This window comes from Enterobacter cloacae complex sp. BZL2005 (assembly GCF_049238885.1).
Classification (GTDB): Bacteria; Pseudomonadota; Gammaproteobacteria; order Enterobacterales; family Enterobacteriaceae; genus Enterobacter; species Enterobacter roggenkampii.
In genome coordinates, this window is the sequence record NZ_JBMKGI010000010.1 from 89,351 (window position 1) to 104,507 (window position 15,157).

General features: G+C 59.4%; 18 protein-coding genes. All 18 read left to right on the forward strand.

What is annotated here, in order from left to right; all coding sequences use genetic code 11:
• Positions 1-67: 67 nt before the first annotated feature.
• The 18 genes from ACOTXI_RS16820 to ACOTXI_RS16905 all read left to right on the forward strand — a co-directional run bounded on the left by ACOTXI_RS16820 (position 68) and on the right by ACOTXI_RS16905 (position 15,157).
• A complete protein-coding gene (locus ACOTXI_RS16820) occupies positions 68-457 on the forward strand; it encodes a hypothetical protein (RefSeq protein ID WP_008503076.1) in 390 nt (129 codons plus the stop codon).
• Positions 458-526: 69 nt separating this feature from the next.
• The gene (locus ACOTXI_RS16825) at positions 527-1,591 is read left to right on the forward strand and encodes a class I SAM-dependent methyltransferase (RefSeq protein ID WP_058654970.1); all 1,065 of its coding nucleotides are present in this window, start codon (positions 527-529) and stop codon (positions 1,589-1,591) included.
• A gap of 68 nt (positions 1,592-1,659) precedes the next feature.
• Positions 1,660-2,382: a beta-ketoacyl synthase chain length factor gene (locus ACOTXI_RS16830; RefSeq protein WP_008503079.1), complete on the forward strand. Its 723-nt coding sequence runs from the start codon at positions 1,660-1,662 to the stop codon at positions 2,380-2,382.
• Positions 2,379-3,194, forward strand: a complete 816-nt coding sequence (locus tag ACOTXI_RS16835; protein ID WP_008503080.1) for a lysophospholipid acyltransferase family protein — start codon at positions 2,379-2,381, stop codon at positions 3,192-3,194. The genes ACOTXI_RS16830 and ACOTXI_RS16835 overlap by 4 nt, the downstream gene beginning before the upstream one ends.
• Entirely contained in the window at positions 3,175-3,432 is a 258-nt protein-coding gene (locus ACOTXI_RS16840; protein ID WP_008503081.1) for a phosphopantetheine-binding protein, read from the forward strand. Before ACOTXI_RS16835 ends, ACOTXI_RS16840 begins: the two co-directional genes overlap by 20 nt.
• A 12-nt stretch (positions 3,433-3,444) precedes the next feature.
• Positions 3,445-3,696, forward strand: a complete 252-nt coding sequence (locus tag ACOTXI_RS16845; protein ID WP_008503082.1) for an acyl carrier protein — start codon at positions 3,445-3,447, stop codon at positions 3,694-3,696.
• 54 nt (positions 3,697-3,750) lie between these two features.
• Entirely contained in the window at positions 3,751-4,290 is a 540-nt protein-coding gene (locus ACOTXI_RS16850; RefSeq protein WP_023294735.1) for a hypothetical protein, read from the forward strand.
• Positions 4,283-5,644, forward strand: a complete 1,362-nt coding sequence (locus ACOTXI_RS16855; RefSeq protein ID WP_058654971.1) for an acyl-CoA synthetase — start codon at positions 4,283-4,285, stop codon at positions 5,642-5,644. The genes ACOTXI_RS16850 and ACOTXI_RS16855 overlap by 8 nt, the downstream gene beginning before the upstream one ends.
• Entirely contained in the window at positions 5,631-5,984 is a 354-nt protein-coding gene (locus tag ACOTXI_RS16860; protein ID WP_032653774.1) for a hydroxymyristoyl-ACP dehydratase, read from the forward strand. The genes ACOTXI_RS16855 and ACOTXI_RS16860 overlap by 14 nt, the downstream gene beginning before the upstream one ends.
• A complete protein-coding gene (locus tag ACOTXI_RS16865) occupies positions 5,975-7,666 on the forward strand; it encodes a glycosyltransferase family 2 protein (RefSeq protein ID WP_058654972.1) in 1,692 nt (563 codons plus the stop codon). Before ACOTXI_RS16860 ends, ACOTXI_RS16865 begins: the two co-directional genes overlap by 10 nt.
• A gap of 3 nt (positions 7,667-7,669) precedes the next feature.
• Entirely contained in the window at positions 7,670-8,092 is a 423-nt protein-coding gene (locus ACOTXI_RS16870; RefSeq protein WP_008503087.1) for an acyl-CoA thioesterase, read from the forward strand.
• Positions 8,089-8,694 (forward strand): outer membrane lipoprotein carrier protein LolA, encoded by a 606-nt coding sequence (locus ACOTXI_RS16875; protein ID WP_025910258.1) that lies wholly within the window; start codon positions 8,089-8,091, stop codon positions 8,692-8,694. The genes ACOTXI_RS16870 and ACOTXI_RS16875 overlap by 4 nt, the downstream gene beginning before the upstream one ends.
• The gene (locus tag ACOTXI_RS16880; RefSeq protein ID WP_058654973.1) at positions 8,663-10,987 is read left to right on the forward strand and encodes an MMPL family transporter; all 2,325 of its coding nucleotides are present in this window, start codon (positions 8,663-8,665) and stop codon (positions 10,985-10,987) included. Before ACOTXI_RS16875 ends, ACOTXI_RS16880 begins: the two co-directional genes overlap by 32 nt.
• Complete coding sequence (locus tag ACOTXI_RS16885) at positions 10,984-11,562, forward strand: DUF3261 domain-containing protein (protein WP_032653783.1); 579 nt, start codon at positions 10,984-10,986, stop codon at positions 11,560-11,562. Before ACOTXI_RS16880 ends, ACOTXI_RS16885 begins: the two co-directional genes overlap by 4 nt.
• Position 11,563: 1 nt before the next feature.
• The gene (locus ACOTXI_RS16890; RefSeq protein WP_058654974.1) at positions 11,564-12,733 is read left to right on the forward strand and encodes a beta-ketoacyl-[acyl-carrier-protein] synthase family protein; all 1,170 of its coding nucleotides are present in this window, start codon (positions 11,564-11,566) and stop codon (positions 12,731-12,733) included.
• Complete coding sequence (locus tag ACOTXI_RS16895) at positions 12,730-13,203, forward strand: hypothetical protein (RefSeq protein ID WP_058654975.1); 474 nt, start codon at positions 12,730-12,732, stop codon at positions 13,201-13,203. Before ACOTXI_RS16890 ends, ACOTXI_RS16895 begins: the two co-directional genes overlap by 4 nt.
• Positions 13,200-13,931, forward strand: coding sequence for a 3-ketoacyl-ACP reductase FabG2 (locus ACOTXI_RS16900; protein ID WP_008503093.1), 732 nt, complete (start codon positions 13,200-13,202; stop codon positions 13,929-13,931). The genes ACOTXI_RS16895 and ACOTXI_RS16900 overlap by 4 nt, the downstream gene beginning before the upstream one ends.
• Positions 13,928-15,157, forward strand: coding sequence for a beta-ketoacyl-ACP synthase (locus tag ACOTXI_RS16905; protein ID WP_058654976.1), 1,230 nt, complete (start codon positions 13,928-13,930; stop codon positions 15,155-15,157). Before ACOTXI_RS16900 ends, ACOTXI_RS16905 begins: the two co-directional genes overlap by 4 nt.

A 15,157-nucleotide genomic window follows, 5' to 3' on the forward strand; every position in this document is an offset into this window, starting at 1 on the left:
AACGCCGGATGAATATTATTTGTAAAAACCACTACCTTTAATTGTTATTATTGATATGGAGTTGTTGATGAAAAAGATCGTTAAATGGTGTGCTGCCGCCGTATTCGTTGGCGCACTGGCAGGCTGTGCGCGTACTGCCCCAATCGCTCAGGTTCACTCTACTGTGAGCGCGGGTCATACCGCCGACCAGGTAAAAACAGCGATTTTGAAAGCAGGACAAAAACGTGACTGGATCATGACGGAAGCCGGTCCGGGCGTTATCAAAGGTCGTCTGCAGGCGCGCGACCACTCGGTCGACGTTCGTATTCCTTATTCCGCAACAAGCTATTCCATTAACTACGAAAGCAGTATGAACCTGAAAGCGGCTGACGGTAAAATTCACAAAAATTATAACCGTTGGGTGAATAACCTCGACCACGATATTCAGCTGAACCTCTCCGCGGGCGCCGCACTGTAATATTTTTCTAAAGTCGGGCCGCATATGGCCCGATAACCCTTATTTCTTGCCCTGAAAGGTTACGCAGCAATGTACGAAAAGGATACGCTCAGCGCACTGGATGCCATTACCGAAGCGCAACGCATCGCTTTTGCTCCGATGTTATTTCAGACCGCGCTTTGTCTGCGTAACTCAGGCATTCTCGCCTGGCTCGATAAACAAGGTAAAGAGGGTGCCAGCCTCGAGGAAATAACCGAACACAGCACGCTCGGCAGCTATGGCGTCAGCGTACTGCTGGATATGGGATTAAGCGGGCGGATCGTTACCCAACAGCATGGACGTTATTTTCTGGCGAAAGTGGGCCACTTTTTACTGCACGATGAAATGACCCGCGTAAATATGGATTTCACTCAGGACGTTTGTTACAAAGGGCTATTTCACCTGGCGGACGCCCTGAAGGAAGAAAAACCTGCGGGATTAGCGGTGTTTGGCAACTGGCCAACCATCTATCCGGCATTATCCCAATTACCGGCTCAGGCGAAAGAGAGCTGGTTCGCCTTTGATCATTACTATTCCGACGCCGCGTTTGACGCCGCTTTGCCATATATATTCGCAAGCTCGCCGACAAAATTGTACGATGTGGGCGGAAATACGGGTAAATGGGCGTTACGCTGCTGCTGCTATGACGAAAATGTTGCCGTGACGATCCTCGACCTGCCGCAGCAGATAGCGCTGGCGCAGGAAAACATCGCAAAAGCAGGTTTTTCTCATCGTATTGGATTCCATGCTGTCGATATGCTTAGCCCAGCAGCCTTGCCGGGTGAGGCCGACGTCTGGTGGATGAGCCAGTTTCTGGATTGTTTCTCTCCGGATCAGATTGTCGCCATGCTGACGCGCGTCGCACAGGTCATGAAGCCAGGCGCACGTTTGTGCATCATGGAGCTTTTCTGGGATGCCCAGAAGTTTGAAGCGGCCTCTTTCAGCCTGAATGCCACCTCGCTCTATTTCACCTGTATGGCGAATGGCAATAGCCGGTTTTACAGCGTAGAGGCGTTTTATCGTTACCTGGAGAGCGCAGGTTTCAGCGTTGAACAGCGTCTGGATAACCTTGGGGTCGGTCATACCCTGCTGATATGCACCAAACGTGAACAATAGAGCAGCTTAGCTGCCCGGGTGGCCAGGTCTGCCCTTTGAATACGGTTTTTTTTCGCGGACGCGCGTAGATGAAATTTTCACTGAACATTATCGACTGGCAGGCGAGAGCCCCAGGACTCAGCGATGCCACAGAGTGGCAGGCGTGGTCACGCCTGCAGCTGCCCGTCGATCCAGCGGCCCCGCTTCCCCGGCTGACCGCTTTACCCATGATGACCGCGCGCCGCCTCAATTCAGGCAGTAAGCTGGCGGTAGACATTGGTCTCGCTATGCTGCAACACCACGCCATTGATGCCGTCGTCTATTCCAGCCGCCACGGCGAGCTGGAGCGCAACTACCGTATTCTGCATGCTCTGGCGACGGGGCAATCCGTATCGCCTACCGACTTCGCCATGTCCGTGCACAACTCGGCGGTGGGCAATCTCACGATTACCGCACGCCAGGCAATCGTCTCGTCATCCATTTCTGCCGGGCTGGACACCTTCCAGCAGGCATTATGTGAAGTCCTGAGCCTGCTGCAGGCGGGCTACTCCCGCGTCTTGCTGGTCGATTTTGACGGCGCACTGCCGGAATTTTACCACCCGGCGTTACCGCACCAGATGCCCACCTGGCCCTACGCGCTGGCGCTGGTGATTGAATCCGGCAAGGAATTGCAGTGTGAAACCCGCAGCGGCAGCACGGGGGATGAACCCGCCCTTCCGCAAAGCCTGGTGTTCCTGCAACGCTATCTCAGCGAGGCACGCCAGTTTGTGGTACCCGGCGAACGTTTGCTGTGGCAATGGACGCGCGCATGAATCGCCTGACTGCCCGAATTAACTGGTTATGGCGTCTGGTGATGACCGGATTCTGCTTCGTGCTGTTTGGCGTGGGCGGGCTGCTGCTGTCACTGGTATGGTTCAACCTGCTGCTGATCGTCCAGCGCGACCGCACCAACCGCCGTCGCCTTGCGCGGCGCAGCATTGCGGCCAGCTTCCGCTTCTTCCTGACCGTTGCCCGTGGCCTCGGAGTACTGGACTATCGCATTCACAATCTTGACGCCCTGCGCAACGATCGGGGTTGTCTGGTGGTGGCTAACCACCCCACGTTAATTGACTACGTGATTCTGGCATCGGTGATGCCGGAAACCGACTGTCTGGTGAAAAGCGCGCTGCTGCGCAATCCGTTTGTCAGCGGCGTCATCCGCGCGGCGGATTACCTGATTAACAGCGAAGCCGAGCCTCTGCTGGCTGCAAGCCAGCAGCGTCTGGCTCAGGGCGACACGCTGTTAATCTTCCCGGAAGGCACACGTACCCGGTCTGGTGAAGCTATTTCCCTCCAGCGCGGCGCAGCAAATATCGCCGTGCGCTGTAACAGCGATCTGCGGGTGGTGCTGATCCACTGTAGCGAACATCTGCTGGATAAAAAAAGTCGCTGGTATGATGTGCCGCCAGAAAAACCTGTCTTCACCGTGGATGTCCGCGACCGCGTGAACATCGACGAATTTTACGATGCAAATGAACAAGAACCGGCGCTAGCGGCAAGGCAGTTAAACCGGCATCTACAGCATCGATTAACATCAGGCCTTCAATCTTTGTCAGGAATTAATGATGCAAGCGCTTTATCTTGAAATTAAGAATCTCATTATCACCACGCTGAATCTGGACGAGCTTACCGCAGAGGATATTGATACCGATGCCGCGCTGTTTGGCGATGGGCTGGGTCTCGACTCTATCGACGCGCTGGAACTGGGTCTGGCCGTGAAAAACCAGTATGGCGTGGTGCTTTCCGCTGAAAGCGAAGAGATGCGCCAGCACTTCTTTTCCGTCGCCACGCTGGCGTCCTTTATCAACGCTCAACGCGCCTGAGATGTGATCACGATGACCGAACAAGAAACCATTTATCAGGAAGTCTGTGGCCTTCTGACCCGACTGTTTGAAATCGACCCGCAGGATATTACCCCTGAAGCCCGTCTTTACGAAGACCTGGAGCTGGACAGCATTGATGCGGTGGACATGATTGTTCATCTGCAGAAGAAAACGGGCAAGAAAATCAAGCCGGAAACCTTCAAATCGGTTCGTACCGTTCAGGATGTGGTAGACGCCGTCGAACAGCTTCTGCGCGAAGAGTAAGACGTCGTGCGCGGCGGACGGACATTCCCGATCATCCCACTTCTGACGGGGTTGATGCTGCTGGCGTGGCCCTTCCTGATTGGATTTGGGCTGGCGCATAACAGCCTGCAGTGGCTATTACCCGTGATGGCTCTGGTGTTACTGCTGCGGCTGCGTCAGGCGCAGCGGAACACAAGCCCGATGCGGTATGTGGTGCAGTGCGTGGCGCTGGCGGGGATCGCCCTCTGCACGGCAAGCTACCTGCTGAAAGCTCACCAGTGGCTGCTGCTCTACCCGGTGGTCGTCAACCTTGTCATGCTGGCCGTGTTTGGCGGTTCGCTGTGGACAGCGATGCCGCTTGTCGAACGACTGGCGCGCTTGCGCGAGCCGAACTTGCCCCCGGAGGGCGTGCGCTATACCCGTAAGGTGACTCTCGTCTGGTGCGGTTTTTTCGTCGGCAACGGCACGATGGCGCTGTTTACCGTCCTCCACGGTGACATGCATCTGTGGACGCTATGGAACGGTATGGTGGCTTACATCCTGATGGGGATGCTGATGGCAGCAGAGTGGCTGGTGCGCCAGCGGGTGATAAAAAAAGAGATGCACAATGACTAACCCCCTTCCGCTGGGCCAGTGGTTAAATGCGCCGCGCCCTGACGACACGCCTGTTGCCTGGCTCGACGATCGTACCTGGACGCTGGGCCAGTTGCGCCACGACGTAACCTTACTGGTCGAGACCCTGCGTCAGCAGGAAGGCGAGCGCTGGGCGCTGTGCTTTGAAAACAGCTACCTGTTTATTGTTGCGCTGCTGGCCTCGCTGCACGCCGGTAAAACACCGGTCATTCCCGGCCATAGCCGCGTCTCGCAGCTTGAAGAACAGCAATCTTTGTTTAGCGGCGTTCTGAGCGATCGCACTCTTGGTTTTCATGGGAAACAGATTGTGGTGGCCTCCAGCCACCAGACAGCCAGCCACTGGGTGCCTCTGCCGGCCATTGACGAAAACCGCTTCGTTGAACTGTTCACCTCAGGCTCCACGGGCACACCGCGCCGGGTGGTTAAGCACATCGTCAGTCTGGATCGCGAAGCCCGCCTGCTGGCTCACCGCTTTGGTGAGCGTTTGGCCGGATGCAGCATTGTGGCCTCGGTCGTACCGCAACACCTGTATGGCCTGACATTCCGTATCGTCTTGCCGATGGCGCTGGGCCTGCCGCTGCATGCCGCGATGCTCTATTACGCAGAACAACTGGCCGCCCTGCCTCCTGACAGGCAATACCTGTTCATCAGCAGCCCGGCGTTCCTGAAGCGCCTGGATACCGAGCTTGCCGCGCCGCCCGTCAGGATGCTGATTTCAGCAGGTGGAATGCTGCCCTGGCGTGACGTCTCGACCACCTCCGGCTGGCTTAACCTTTGGCCGGATGAAATTTATGGCAGTACCGAAACCGGGATCCTCGCCTGGCGCCATCGTCAGGAGGATAACGTGCCCTGGCTACCGTTCCCCGGCGTGATCTTCCATCAGGAAGATGGCGCCTGTCGCGTTACGTCGCCACTGATCCATGAGCCAGAGGGGCTCCAGCTCGACGATATCCTGCACTTCGACAGCGAGGGGCTTTTCAGCATCGCCGGTCGCCGCGGGCGGGTGGTCAAAATTGAAGAAAAACGCATCTCGCTTAACGAGATCGAACGCCGCCTGCTGGAGCTCGACGGTATTTGCGAAGCGGCCGCACTGCCGGTCACGCGCGGGGGTCGTCAGGGGATTGGCGCCCTGCTGGTTCTGGATGAAACGGCCCGTCAGCGCGGGTATGTGCAGGATAAAAAAGCGCAGGAGTTCGCCTGGCGTCGCGCCCTGCTGCCGTGGCTTGAACCTGTCGCGGTGCCGCGCTACTGGCGCATCGTTGATGAAATGCCGGTAAACAGTATGAACAAGCGTGTCTATGCGCAGTTAGAGGAGTTATTTCATGAAAATTCATGAAATTGAGCGCCACCAGACACAGCCGGAGAAGCTGGAGATCGTTTTGCATCTCGACGCAACGCTGTTCTGGTTTCAGGGCCATTTCGCCGTACAACCGCTGCTGCCCGGCGTTGCGCAGCTTGACTGGGTGATGCACTACGCCACGACGTTACTGGCACCGGGCTATCGCTTTCACAGCATTCAAAACGTGAAGTTTCAGGCACCACTGCTGCCGGAAACCACGGTGACGCTGATGCTTGAGTGGCATGCCGAACGTCAGATGCTGAGCTTCAGCTATCAACGCCATGCCGGGGCTGAGCGCCACACCGCCAGCAGCGGGAAAATTCGTCTATGTCAGTAATCTTTCGTCCCTGCGTGCTGATCCCGTGCTACAACCACGGCGCGATGATTGCCAGCGTATTGTCACGTCTCGCGCCGTTCGGCCTGCCGTGCCTGGTGGTGGATGACGGCAGCGACGCAGTCACCCGTCAGGAGCTTGAGCGCCTGGCGGCGGAGCAGCCGCAGATGACGCTGGTTCGTCTGGCGCAAAACGCCGGAAAAGGTGCCGCGGTCATCAGAGGGCTGGAGGAGTGCGCGCGGACGGGCTACACCCACGCCGTGCAGGTGGATGCGGATGGTCAACACGCCATCGAAGATATCCCCAAACTGCTGGCGCTGGCGGAGCGCCACCCGGACGCGCTGATTTCCGGCCAGCCCATTTACGATGACTCTATTCCGCGCTCCCGACTTTACGGGCGCTGGGTAACCCACGTCTGGGTATGGATTGAAACCTTATCGCTGCAGCTTAAAGACAGCATGTGCGGCTTTCGGGTCTATCCGGTTTCACCCACGCTGCGGCTGGCAGCGCGCGAACCGCTCGGCAAGCGGATGGACTTTGACACCGAAGTGATGGTTCGTCTCTACTGGCAGGGCAACACCAGCGTCTTTCTGCCCACGCGCGTAACCTATCCGCAGGACGGTTTGTCCCACTTCGACGCGCTAAAAGATAACGTGCGGATCTCCCTGATGCATACCCGACTCTTCTTCGGCATGCTGCCCCGCATGCCCGGCCTGCTTTTCCGTCGACGCCGCCAGCACTGGGCGCAGCAGGACGAGGTCAAGGGTCTGTGGGGGATGCGCCTGATGCTGCGCGTCTGGGAACGGCTGGGTCGGCGGGCCTTTACCGTGCTGTTGTGGCCGGTTATCGGCGTGTACTGGCTTATCGCGCGTTCGGCGCGGCAGGCCTCGCGGCAGTGGATGGCGAGAGTGAAGCAAGAACTGCGTCAGCGGAGCATGCCTGTTCCCTCACGGCTTAACAGCTTTTTCCATTTCATGCGCTTCGGCAACGCGATGCTGGATAAAGTCGCCAGCTGGCGCGGCGAGCTGAAGCTTCATCGCGATATTGTCTTTGCCCCCGGCGCGAGCGAAGCGTTAAACATCGCGGCTCCACAGGGCAAACTGCTGCTGGCCTCGCACCTTGGCGACGTAGAGGCCTGCCGGGCCCTGGCTCAGCTGGAAGGCAGTAAAATCATCAACGCCCTGGTTTTCAGCGAGAACGCCCAGCGCTTTAAGCAAATCATGAGCGAAATGGCGCCCGAAGCTGGCGTGAATTTGATGTCGGTCACCGACATCGGCCCGGACACCGCCATTGCCATCAAAGAGAAGCTTGAGCGCGGTGAATGGGTCGCGATTGTGGGGGATCGCATCGCGGTGAATCCGCAGCGCGGCGGCGAATGGCGCGTGATCTGGAGCCGATTCATGGGCCAGCCTGCACCGTTCCCACAGGGGCCGTTTATCCTGGCCTCCATCCTGCGCTGCCCGGTGGTGCTGATTTTCGCCCTGCGCCAGCAGGGTAAGCTCGTCCTGCACTGCGAGCCGTTTGCCGACCCGCTGCGCCTGCCGCGCGGTGAACGCCAGCAGGCACTGCAAGATACCGTCGATCGCTATGCGCAGCGGCTGGAACATTACGCCCTCATGTCGCCGCTCGACTGGTTTAATTTTTTCGATTTCTGGCATCTGCCAGAGTCCAGTGAGAAGGAGTAAAGGGTGCTGACCGATCCCCGCTTTACGACTGAAGTCGAGATCACCGTTCCGTTCCACGACGTCGATATGATGGGCGTGGTCTGGCACGGTAACTATTTCCGCTACTTTGAGATCGCCCGCGAGGCGCTGCTCAATCAGTTCGATTATGGCTATCGCCAGATGAAGGCCTCCGGCTACGTCTGGCCCGTCGTCGACACCCGGGTGAAATACCGCGATGCGGTGACCTTTGAGCAGCGTATTCGCGTCCGCGCGCACATTGAAGAGTATGAAAACCGCCTGCGCATTGCCTATCAAATTTTCGATGCGCAGACCGGCAAACGCACGACCACCGGTTACACCATTCAGGTGGCGGTGGAAGAAGCGACCCGCGAAATGTGCTTTGTGAGCCCGGCAATACTGTTTGAACGTATGGGAGTAACACCATGAGATGGTTGCCTTTACTGGCGCTGATCGTCAGCCCGCTGGTCAGCGCCGTGACGCTGGATGAGCTGCAGCAGCGCTTCACCGAGCAGCCCGTGGTGCGCGCGCACTTCGAACAGGTTCGCACGATAAAAGATATGCCGCAGCCGCTGCGCTCGCAGGGCGAAATGCTGATCGCCCGCGACAGCGGCCTGCTGTGGGATCAAAAAGCGCCGTTTCCGATGACGCTCCTGCTGGACGACAAGCGGATGGTTCAGGCGATTAACGGCCAGCCGCCGCAAACCATCACTGCCGACAATAATCCGCAGATGTTCCAGTTCAACCATCTTCTGCGCGCCCTGTTCCAGGCGGACCGCAAGGTGCTGGAAGAGAACTTCCGCATCGATTTTAAAGACCTGGGAGCGGGCCGCTGGTCGCTGGTGCTTACGCCAAAAACGACGCCGCTGGACAAGATTTTCGCCACCCTCGATCTGGGCGGCGCGACCTATCTGGAAACGATTCGCCTCAACGACAAACAGGGCGACCGTACCGATATCGCCCTTTCTCGCCACCAACTGACGCCCGCCAGCCTGACCGATGACGAACGCCAACGCTTTGCCGCACCGTAAATCCCTGCGCCCGGCGCTGCTGTGGGCCACGCTATGCCTGATTCTGCTGGGCGTGTTGCTGTCGCTGCTGCCCGGCACGCGACTGAACAGCAGCGTGCTGGCCATGCTGCCGAAGCAGACGCTGGGGGCTATCCCGCCGGCGCTCAACGACGGGTTTATGCAGCGTCTCGACCGCCAGCTGGTCTGGCTGGTCAGCCCCGGCAAAGAGCCGGATCCGCGCGTGGCACAGCAGTGGCTGGCGCTGCTGCAAAGCACTGATTCGCTCAGCGAGGTCAAAGGCCCGATGGACGCCGCCGGGCAAAAGGCCTGGGGAGAGTTCTTCTGGCAGCACCGAAATGGCCTGATTGACCCCGCCACCCGCGCCCGCCTGCAAAACGGCGGAGAAGCGCAGGCGCAGTGGATTTTATCTCAGCTCTACTCGGCCTTTTCCGGCGTCAGCGGTAAAGAGCTGCAAAACGATCCCCTGATGCTGATGCGCGGCTCGCAGCTCGCTCTGGCGCAAAACGGCCAGAAGCTGCGGCTGATGGACGGCTGGCTGGTCGCAAAAGATGAGGCGGGAAACTACTGGTATCTGCTCCACGGCGAGCTGGCGGGCTCATCATTTGATATGCAGCAGACCCACCGGCTTGTGACGACGCTTAACGCGCTGCAGGAGACGCTGAAAGCCCGCTACCCTCAGGCACAGCTGCTTTCCCGCGGGACCGTGTTCTACAGCGATTACGCCAGCCAGCAGGCCAAACGTGATGTTTCGACGCTGGGTATCGCCACCCTGCTTGGCGTGTTCCTGCTCATCGTGGCGGTGTTCCGCTCTCTGCGCCCGCTGCTGCTGAGCGTGCTCTCCATTGCCATCGGCGCGCTGGCGGGGACGGTGGTGACGCTGCTGCTCTTTGGCGAGCTGCACCTGATGACGCTGGTGATGAGCATGAGCATCATCGGAATTTCGGCAGACTACACGCTTTACTACCTGACCGAACGGATGGTACACGGCGCGGAGCATACTCCCTGGCAAAGCCTGGCCAAAGTTCGCAATGCGCTGCTGCTGGCGCTGCTGACGACCGTCGCCGCCTACCTGATTATGATGCTGGCCCCCTTCCCCGGGATCCGCCAGATGGCGGTGTTCGCTGCCGTGGGGCTGAGCGCCTCCTGCCTGACGGTGATTTTCTGGCATCCATGGTTGTGCCGCGGGTTACCGGTGCGCCCGGTTCCCTTTATGGGCCTGATGCTGCGCTGGCTGGCCGCCTGGCGACGCAGTAAAAAACTGTCAATTGGTCTTCCCGTCGCGCTGGCGCTGCTCTCCGCCGTGGGAATAAGCACGCTGAAGGTGGACGACGACATCGCCCAGCTGCAGGCGCTGCCGAAAGATATTCTGACGCAGGAGAAGGCCATTACCGCCCTGACCGGACAGAGCGTGGATCAGAAATGGTTTGTGGTTCATGGCGCTTCGCCTCAGCAAACGCTGGAGCGGCTGGAAGCCTTTACCCCGGCGCTGGCAGAGGCGCAGAAAGCGGGAGAAATTACCCGCTGGCGCACCCTGCCGCTGAACTCGCTGGCCCGTCAGAAAAGCGATCTTACGCTGCTGCAAAACGCCGCGCCTGCGGTAACGAACGTGCTGAAAAGCGCAGGGCTCAACGCCGTCTCCCCGAATCTGGACGCCATGCCGGTCAGCGTGGACGCGTGGCTTAAAAGCCCGGCCAGCGAAGGCTGGCGTCTGCTCTGGCTGACCCTGCCCGACGGTCAAAGCGGCGTGCTCGTGCCGGTGGACGGCGCAAAAAACAGCACGGCCCTCGGCGAGCTGGCCGCGCGCCATGACGGTGTCGTCTGGGTCGATCGCAAAGCCAGTTTTGACACCCTGTTTGCCCTCTACCGCACGCTGCTGACGGGGCTCCTGTTTGCCGCGCTGGCGGTGATTGCCTGCGGGGCGATGGTGCGCCTCGGCTGGCGTAAGGGGCTGAAAAGCCTGGTGCCGTCCGTGCTGTCGCTGAGCTGCGGGCTGGCAGTACTGGCTGCAACGGGCCACCCGGTGAACCTGTTTTCACTGCTGGCGCTGGTGCTGGTGCTCGGCATTGGCATTAACTACACGCTGTTTTTCAGCAACCCGCGCGGCACGCCGCTGACCTCGATGCTGGCGATTACGCTGGCGATAATGACCACGCTGCTGACGCTGGGCATGCTCGTCTTCAGCGCCACGCAGGCCATTAGCAGCTTTGGTATCGTGCTGGTGAGCGGTATTTTTACCGCCTTCCTGCTGGCGCCGCTGGCGATGCCGGATAAGAAAGAGAGAAAACGTAAATGAACGCTTTTTACCGCGCCGTCGCGCTAACCGCGGCGCTGCTGCTGGCAGGCTGCAGCCATTCGACCGATACCCAAGAGACGCGTCCCCAGGCCTGGCTCCAGCCGGGAACCCGCGTTACGCTCCCGCCGCCCGGCATTAGCCCGGCGGTAAGCTCCCAGCAGCTGCTGACCGGCAGCTTTAACGGGCAAACGCAGTCCCTGCTGGTGATGCTCAACGCGGATGCGCATAAAGTGACGCTGGCCGGGCTCTCTTCCGTGGGCATTCGTCTGTTCCTGGCGACGTACGATGAGACCGGTATTCATACCGAGCAGTCGATCGTTGTGCCGCAGTTGCCGCCCGCCAGCCAGGTGCTGGCCGACGTGATGCTCAGCCACTGGCCGATTAGCACCTGGCAGCCGCAGTTGCCGAAGGGCTGGACGCTGACTGACACGGGCGATCGGCGCGAACTGCGTAACGCCAGCGGCAAGCTGGTGACGGAGATTGTCTACCTGCAGCGTAAAGGCAAGCGCGAGCCGATCAGCATCGAGCAACACGTTTTTAAATACCACATCACCATTCAATATCTGGGTGACTGAGATGATTTATATTTCCGCTGTTGGCATGGTCAACGCGCTGGGCAACTCGCATGATGAAATCGCTGCTAACCTGGTGACGGGCGTAGCGCCGGGTATGCATGCCCGAACCGGCTGGTTACAGGGTTCACCCGACGCCGTGCTGGGCGGTGTGGAAGGCGAACTGCTGCCCATCCCGGAAACGCTGTCCGCACACCGCACCCGCAACAACCAGCTTCTGCTGGCCGCGCTGGCGCAGATTCAGTCGACCGTCGACGAGGCTATCGCCCGCGTCGGCCGCGATCGGGTGGCCGTGGTGCTGGGGACCAGCACCTCTGGGCTGGATGAAGGCGATGAGCACGTGCAGCGCATGACCCATGGCGAAGCGAGCACGCACTGGCAGTACCCGCAGCAGGAGCTCGGCGATCCGTCCCGCTTCCTCGCCAACTGGCTTCAGCTCGAAGGCCCGGCCTATACGATCTCGACAGCCTGCTCTTCCAGCGCGCGGGCGATGATCGGCGGCAAACGTCTGATTGAAGCCGGGCTGGTGGACATTGCCATTGTTGGCGGAGCAGATACCCTGAGCCGGATGCCCGTCAACGGGTTTAACAGCCTTGAATCCTTCTCCCCTACGCTCTGCGAGCCTTTTGGTCGCGACCGTCGGGGGATCACCATCGGTGAAGCCGCCGCGCTGATGGTGCTTAGCCGTGAGCCCGCGGACGTGGCGCTGCTCGGGACGGGGGAATCCAGCGATGCGTACCATATCTCCGCTCCGCATCCGCAGGGCGAAGGGGCGATCAGGGCCATCACGCAGGCGCTCAACGAAGCGGGTATGCAGCCCGGAGATATCGGCTACATCAACCTGCACGGCACGGCCACGCCGCTTAACGATCAGATTGAATCGCAGGTGGTACACGATCTCTTTGGGGAAAGCGTGCCCTGTAGCTCTACTAAACACCTTACCGGCCATACGCTGGGCGCTGCCGGTATCACCGAAGCGGCCCTGAGCTGGCTGATTCTGACGCGCAATCTGCTCTTACCGCCGCAGGACTTCGCCCGCTACGCACCGGACGACACGCTGGCGCCGTGCGGTCTGCTGCACCAGCGCACCGCGCTGACAAAGCCGGTCATTCTGTCTAACTCGTTCGCGTTTGGCGGCAACAACGCCAGCATTCTGCTGGGGAGAGCGTCATGAGCTACTTATCACCCGAAGCCTATTTGCCGCACGATGCGCCCATGATGTTGCTGGAGTCCGTTGAGAATGTGACGGACGACATGGCGGTATGCCGCGTCGCGATAGACAGACAAAGCGTGCTGGCACCCTTTCTGAATGCCGACGGCAACCTGCCGGGCTGGTACGCGCTCGAGCTGATGGCGCAGACCGTCGGCGTCTGGTCCGGCTGGCATCGTCAGCAGCAGGGGCAGGAGCATATTGCGCTGGGCATGGTGCTCGGCGCGCGTGAACTGATCTGCGCCAGCGGGCGTTTCGCCGCAGGCTTGACGCTGGACATCACCGTTAAGCTGCTGATGCAGGACGAACGCTTCGGCAGTTTTGAATGCGCAATTTCCGCTAATGAAGAGACGCTGGCCACGGGCCGGGTCAACACCTTCCAGCCAAGCGCAGAAGAATTAACCTCGCTTTTTAATCAGGGATCTAACGCATGAGTCGTTCCGTACTGGTCACCGGGGCCAGCAAAGGCATAGGGCGCGCCATCGCCCGACAGCTTGCCGCCGACGGGTTTACCGTAGGCGTGCATTACCATCGTGATGCCGCAGGCGCGCAGGAGACGCTGGACGCCATCACGCAGGCGGGCGGCAACGGCCGTTTACTCTCGTTTGATGTGGGCAACCGCGAACAGTGCCGCGAGGTGCTGGAACAGGACATTGAAGCCCATGGCGCATGGTATGGCGTAGTCAGCAACGCGGGTATCACCCGCGATGGCGCCTTTCCGGCATTGAGTGAAGACGACTGGGACAGCGTGATCCACACCAATCTCGACAGTTTTTATAACGTCATTCACCCCTGCATTATGCCGATGATTGGCACCCGTAAAGGGGGACGCATTATCACCTTATCGTCCGTGTCCGGCGTGATGGGTAACCGCGGGCAGGTGAACTACAGCGCGGCAAAAGCGGGCATTATCGGTGCCACCAAAGCGCTGGCGATTGAGCTGGCAAAACGCAAAATCACCGTGAACTGCATTGCGCCGGGGCTGATTGATACCGGAATGATTGAAATGGAAGAGGCCGCGCTGAAAGAAGCGATGTCCATCATTCCAATGAAACGCATGGGCCAGGCTGAGGAGGTCGCCGGGCTGGCAAGCTATCTGATGTCAGATATTGCGGGTTACGTCACCCGCCAGGTCATTTCCATTAACGGAGGAATGCTATGACGCGTCGCGTGGTGATTACGGGCATGGGCGGCGTGACCGCCTTTGGCGAAAACTGGCAATCCGTGTCCAGCAGGCTGCTGGCGTATGAAAACGCGGTGCGTAAAATGCCGGAGTGGCAGATCTATGATGGCCTGCACACCCTGCTGGGCGCGCCGATTGATGACTTCACGCTGCCGGAACATTATACCCGCAAACGGATCCGCGCCATGGGCCGCGTGTCGTTGATGTCGACCCGCGCCACCGAGCTGGCGCTGGAGCAGGCGGGGCTGATTGGCGAGGCGGTGCTCACCAATGGGCAAACGGGTATCGCGTATGGCTCATCCACAGGCAGTACCGGGCCCGTCAGCGAATTCGCCACTATGCTCACCGAAAAGCACACCAATAACATCACCGGCACAACCTACGTGCAGATGATGCCGCACACCACCGCGGTGAATACCGGACTGTTCTTCGGATTACGTGGCCGCGTCATCCCGACCTCAAGCGCCTGTACGTCCGGCAGCCAGGCAATTGGCTACGCCTGGGAGGCGATTCGCCACGGCTATCAGACCGTTATGGTGGCGGGGGGCGCTGAGGAGCTGTGTCCGTCTGAAGCGGCGGTGTTTGACACGCTGTTTGCCACCAGCCAGCGTAACGATGAACCCAAAACCACCCCTTCGCCATTTGATACGCAGCGCGATGGTCTGGTGATTGGGGAAGGCGCGGGCACCCTGATACTCGAAGAACTGGAGCATGCCAAAGCGCGCGGGGCCACTATCTACGGCGAAATCGTGGGCTTTGCCACTAACTGTGATGCGGCCCATATCACCCAGCCTCAGCGTGAAACCATGCAGATTTGTATGGAGCAGTCGCTGGCCATGGCGGGACTAAGCGCCCTGGATATGGGGTATATCTCCGCACACGGTACTGCCACCGATCGCGGTGATATTGCTGAAAGCCAGGCCACTGCCGCTATCTATGGTGACAACGTGCCGATTTCATCGCTGAAGAGCTATTTTGGCCACACGCTCGGAGCCTGCGGCGCGCTGGAAGCATGGATGAGTTTACAGATGATGCGTGAAGGCTGGTTTGCCCCGACACTCAATTTAAGGCAACCGGATGAGCAATGTGGTGCTTTAGATTATATTATGGGAGAAGCCCGCCAGATCGATTGCGAGTACCTGCAGAGCAATAACTTCGCGTTTGGCGGCATCAACACCTCGATTATCATTAAACGCTGGGCGTAA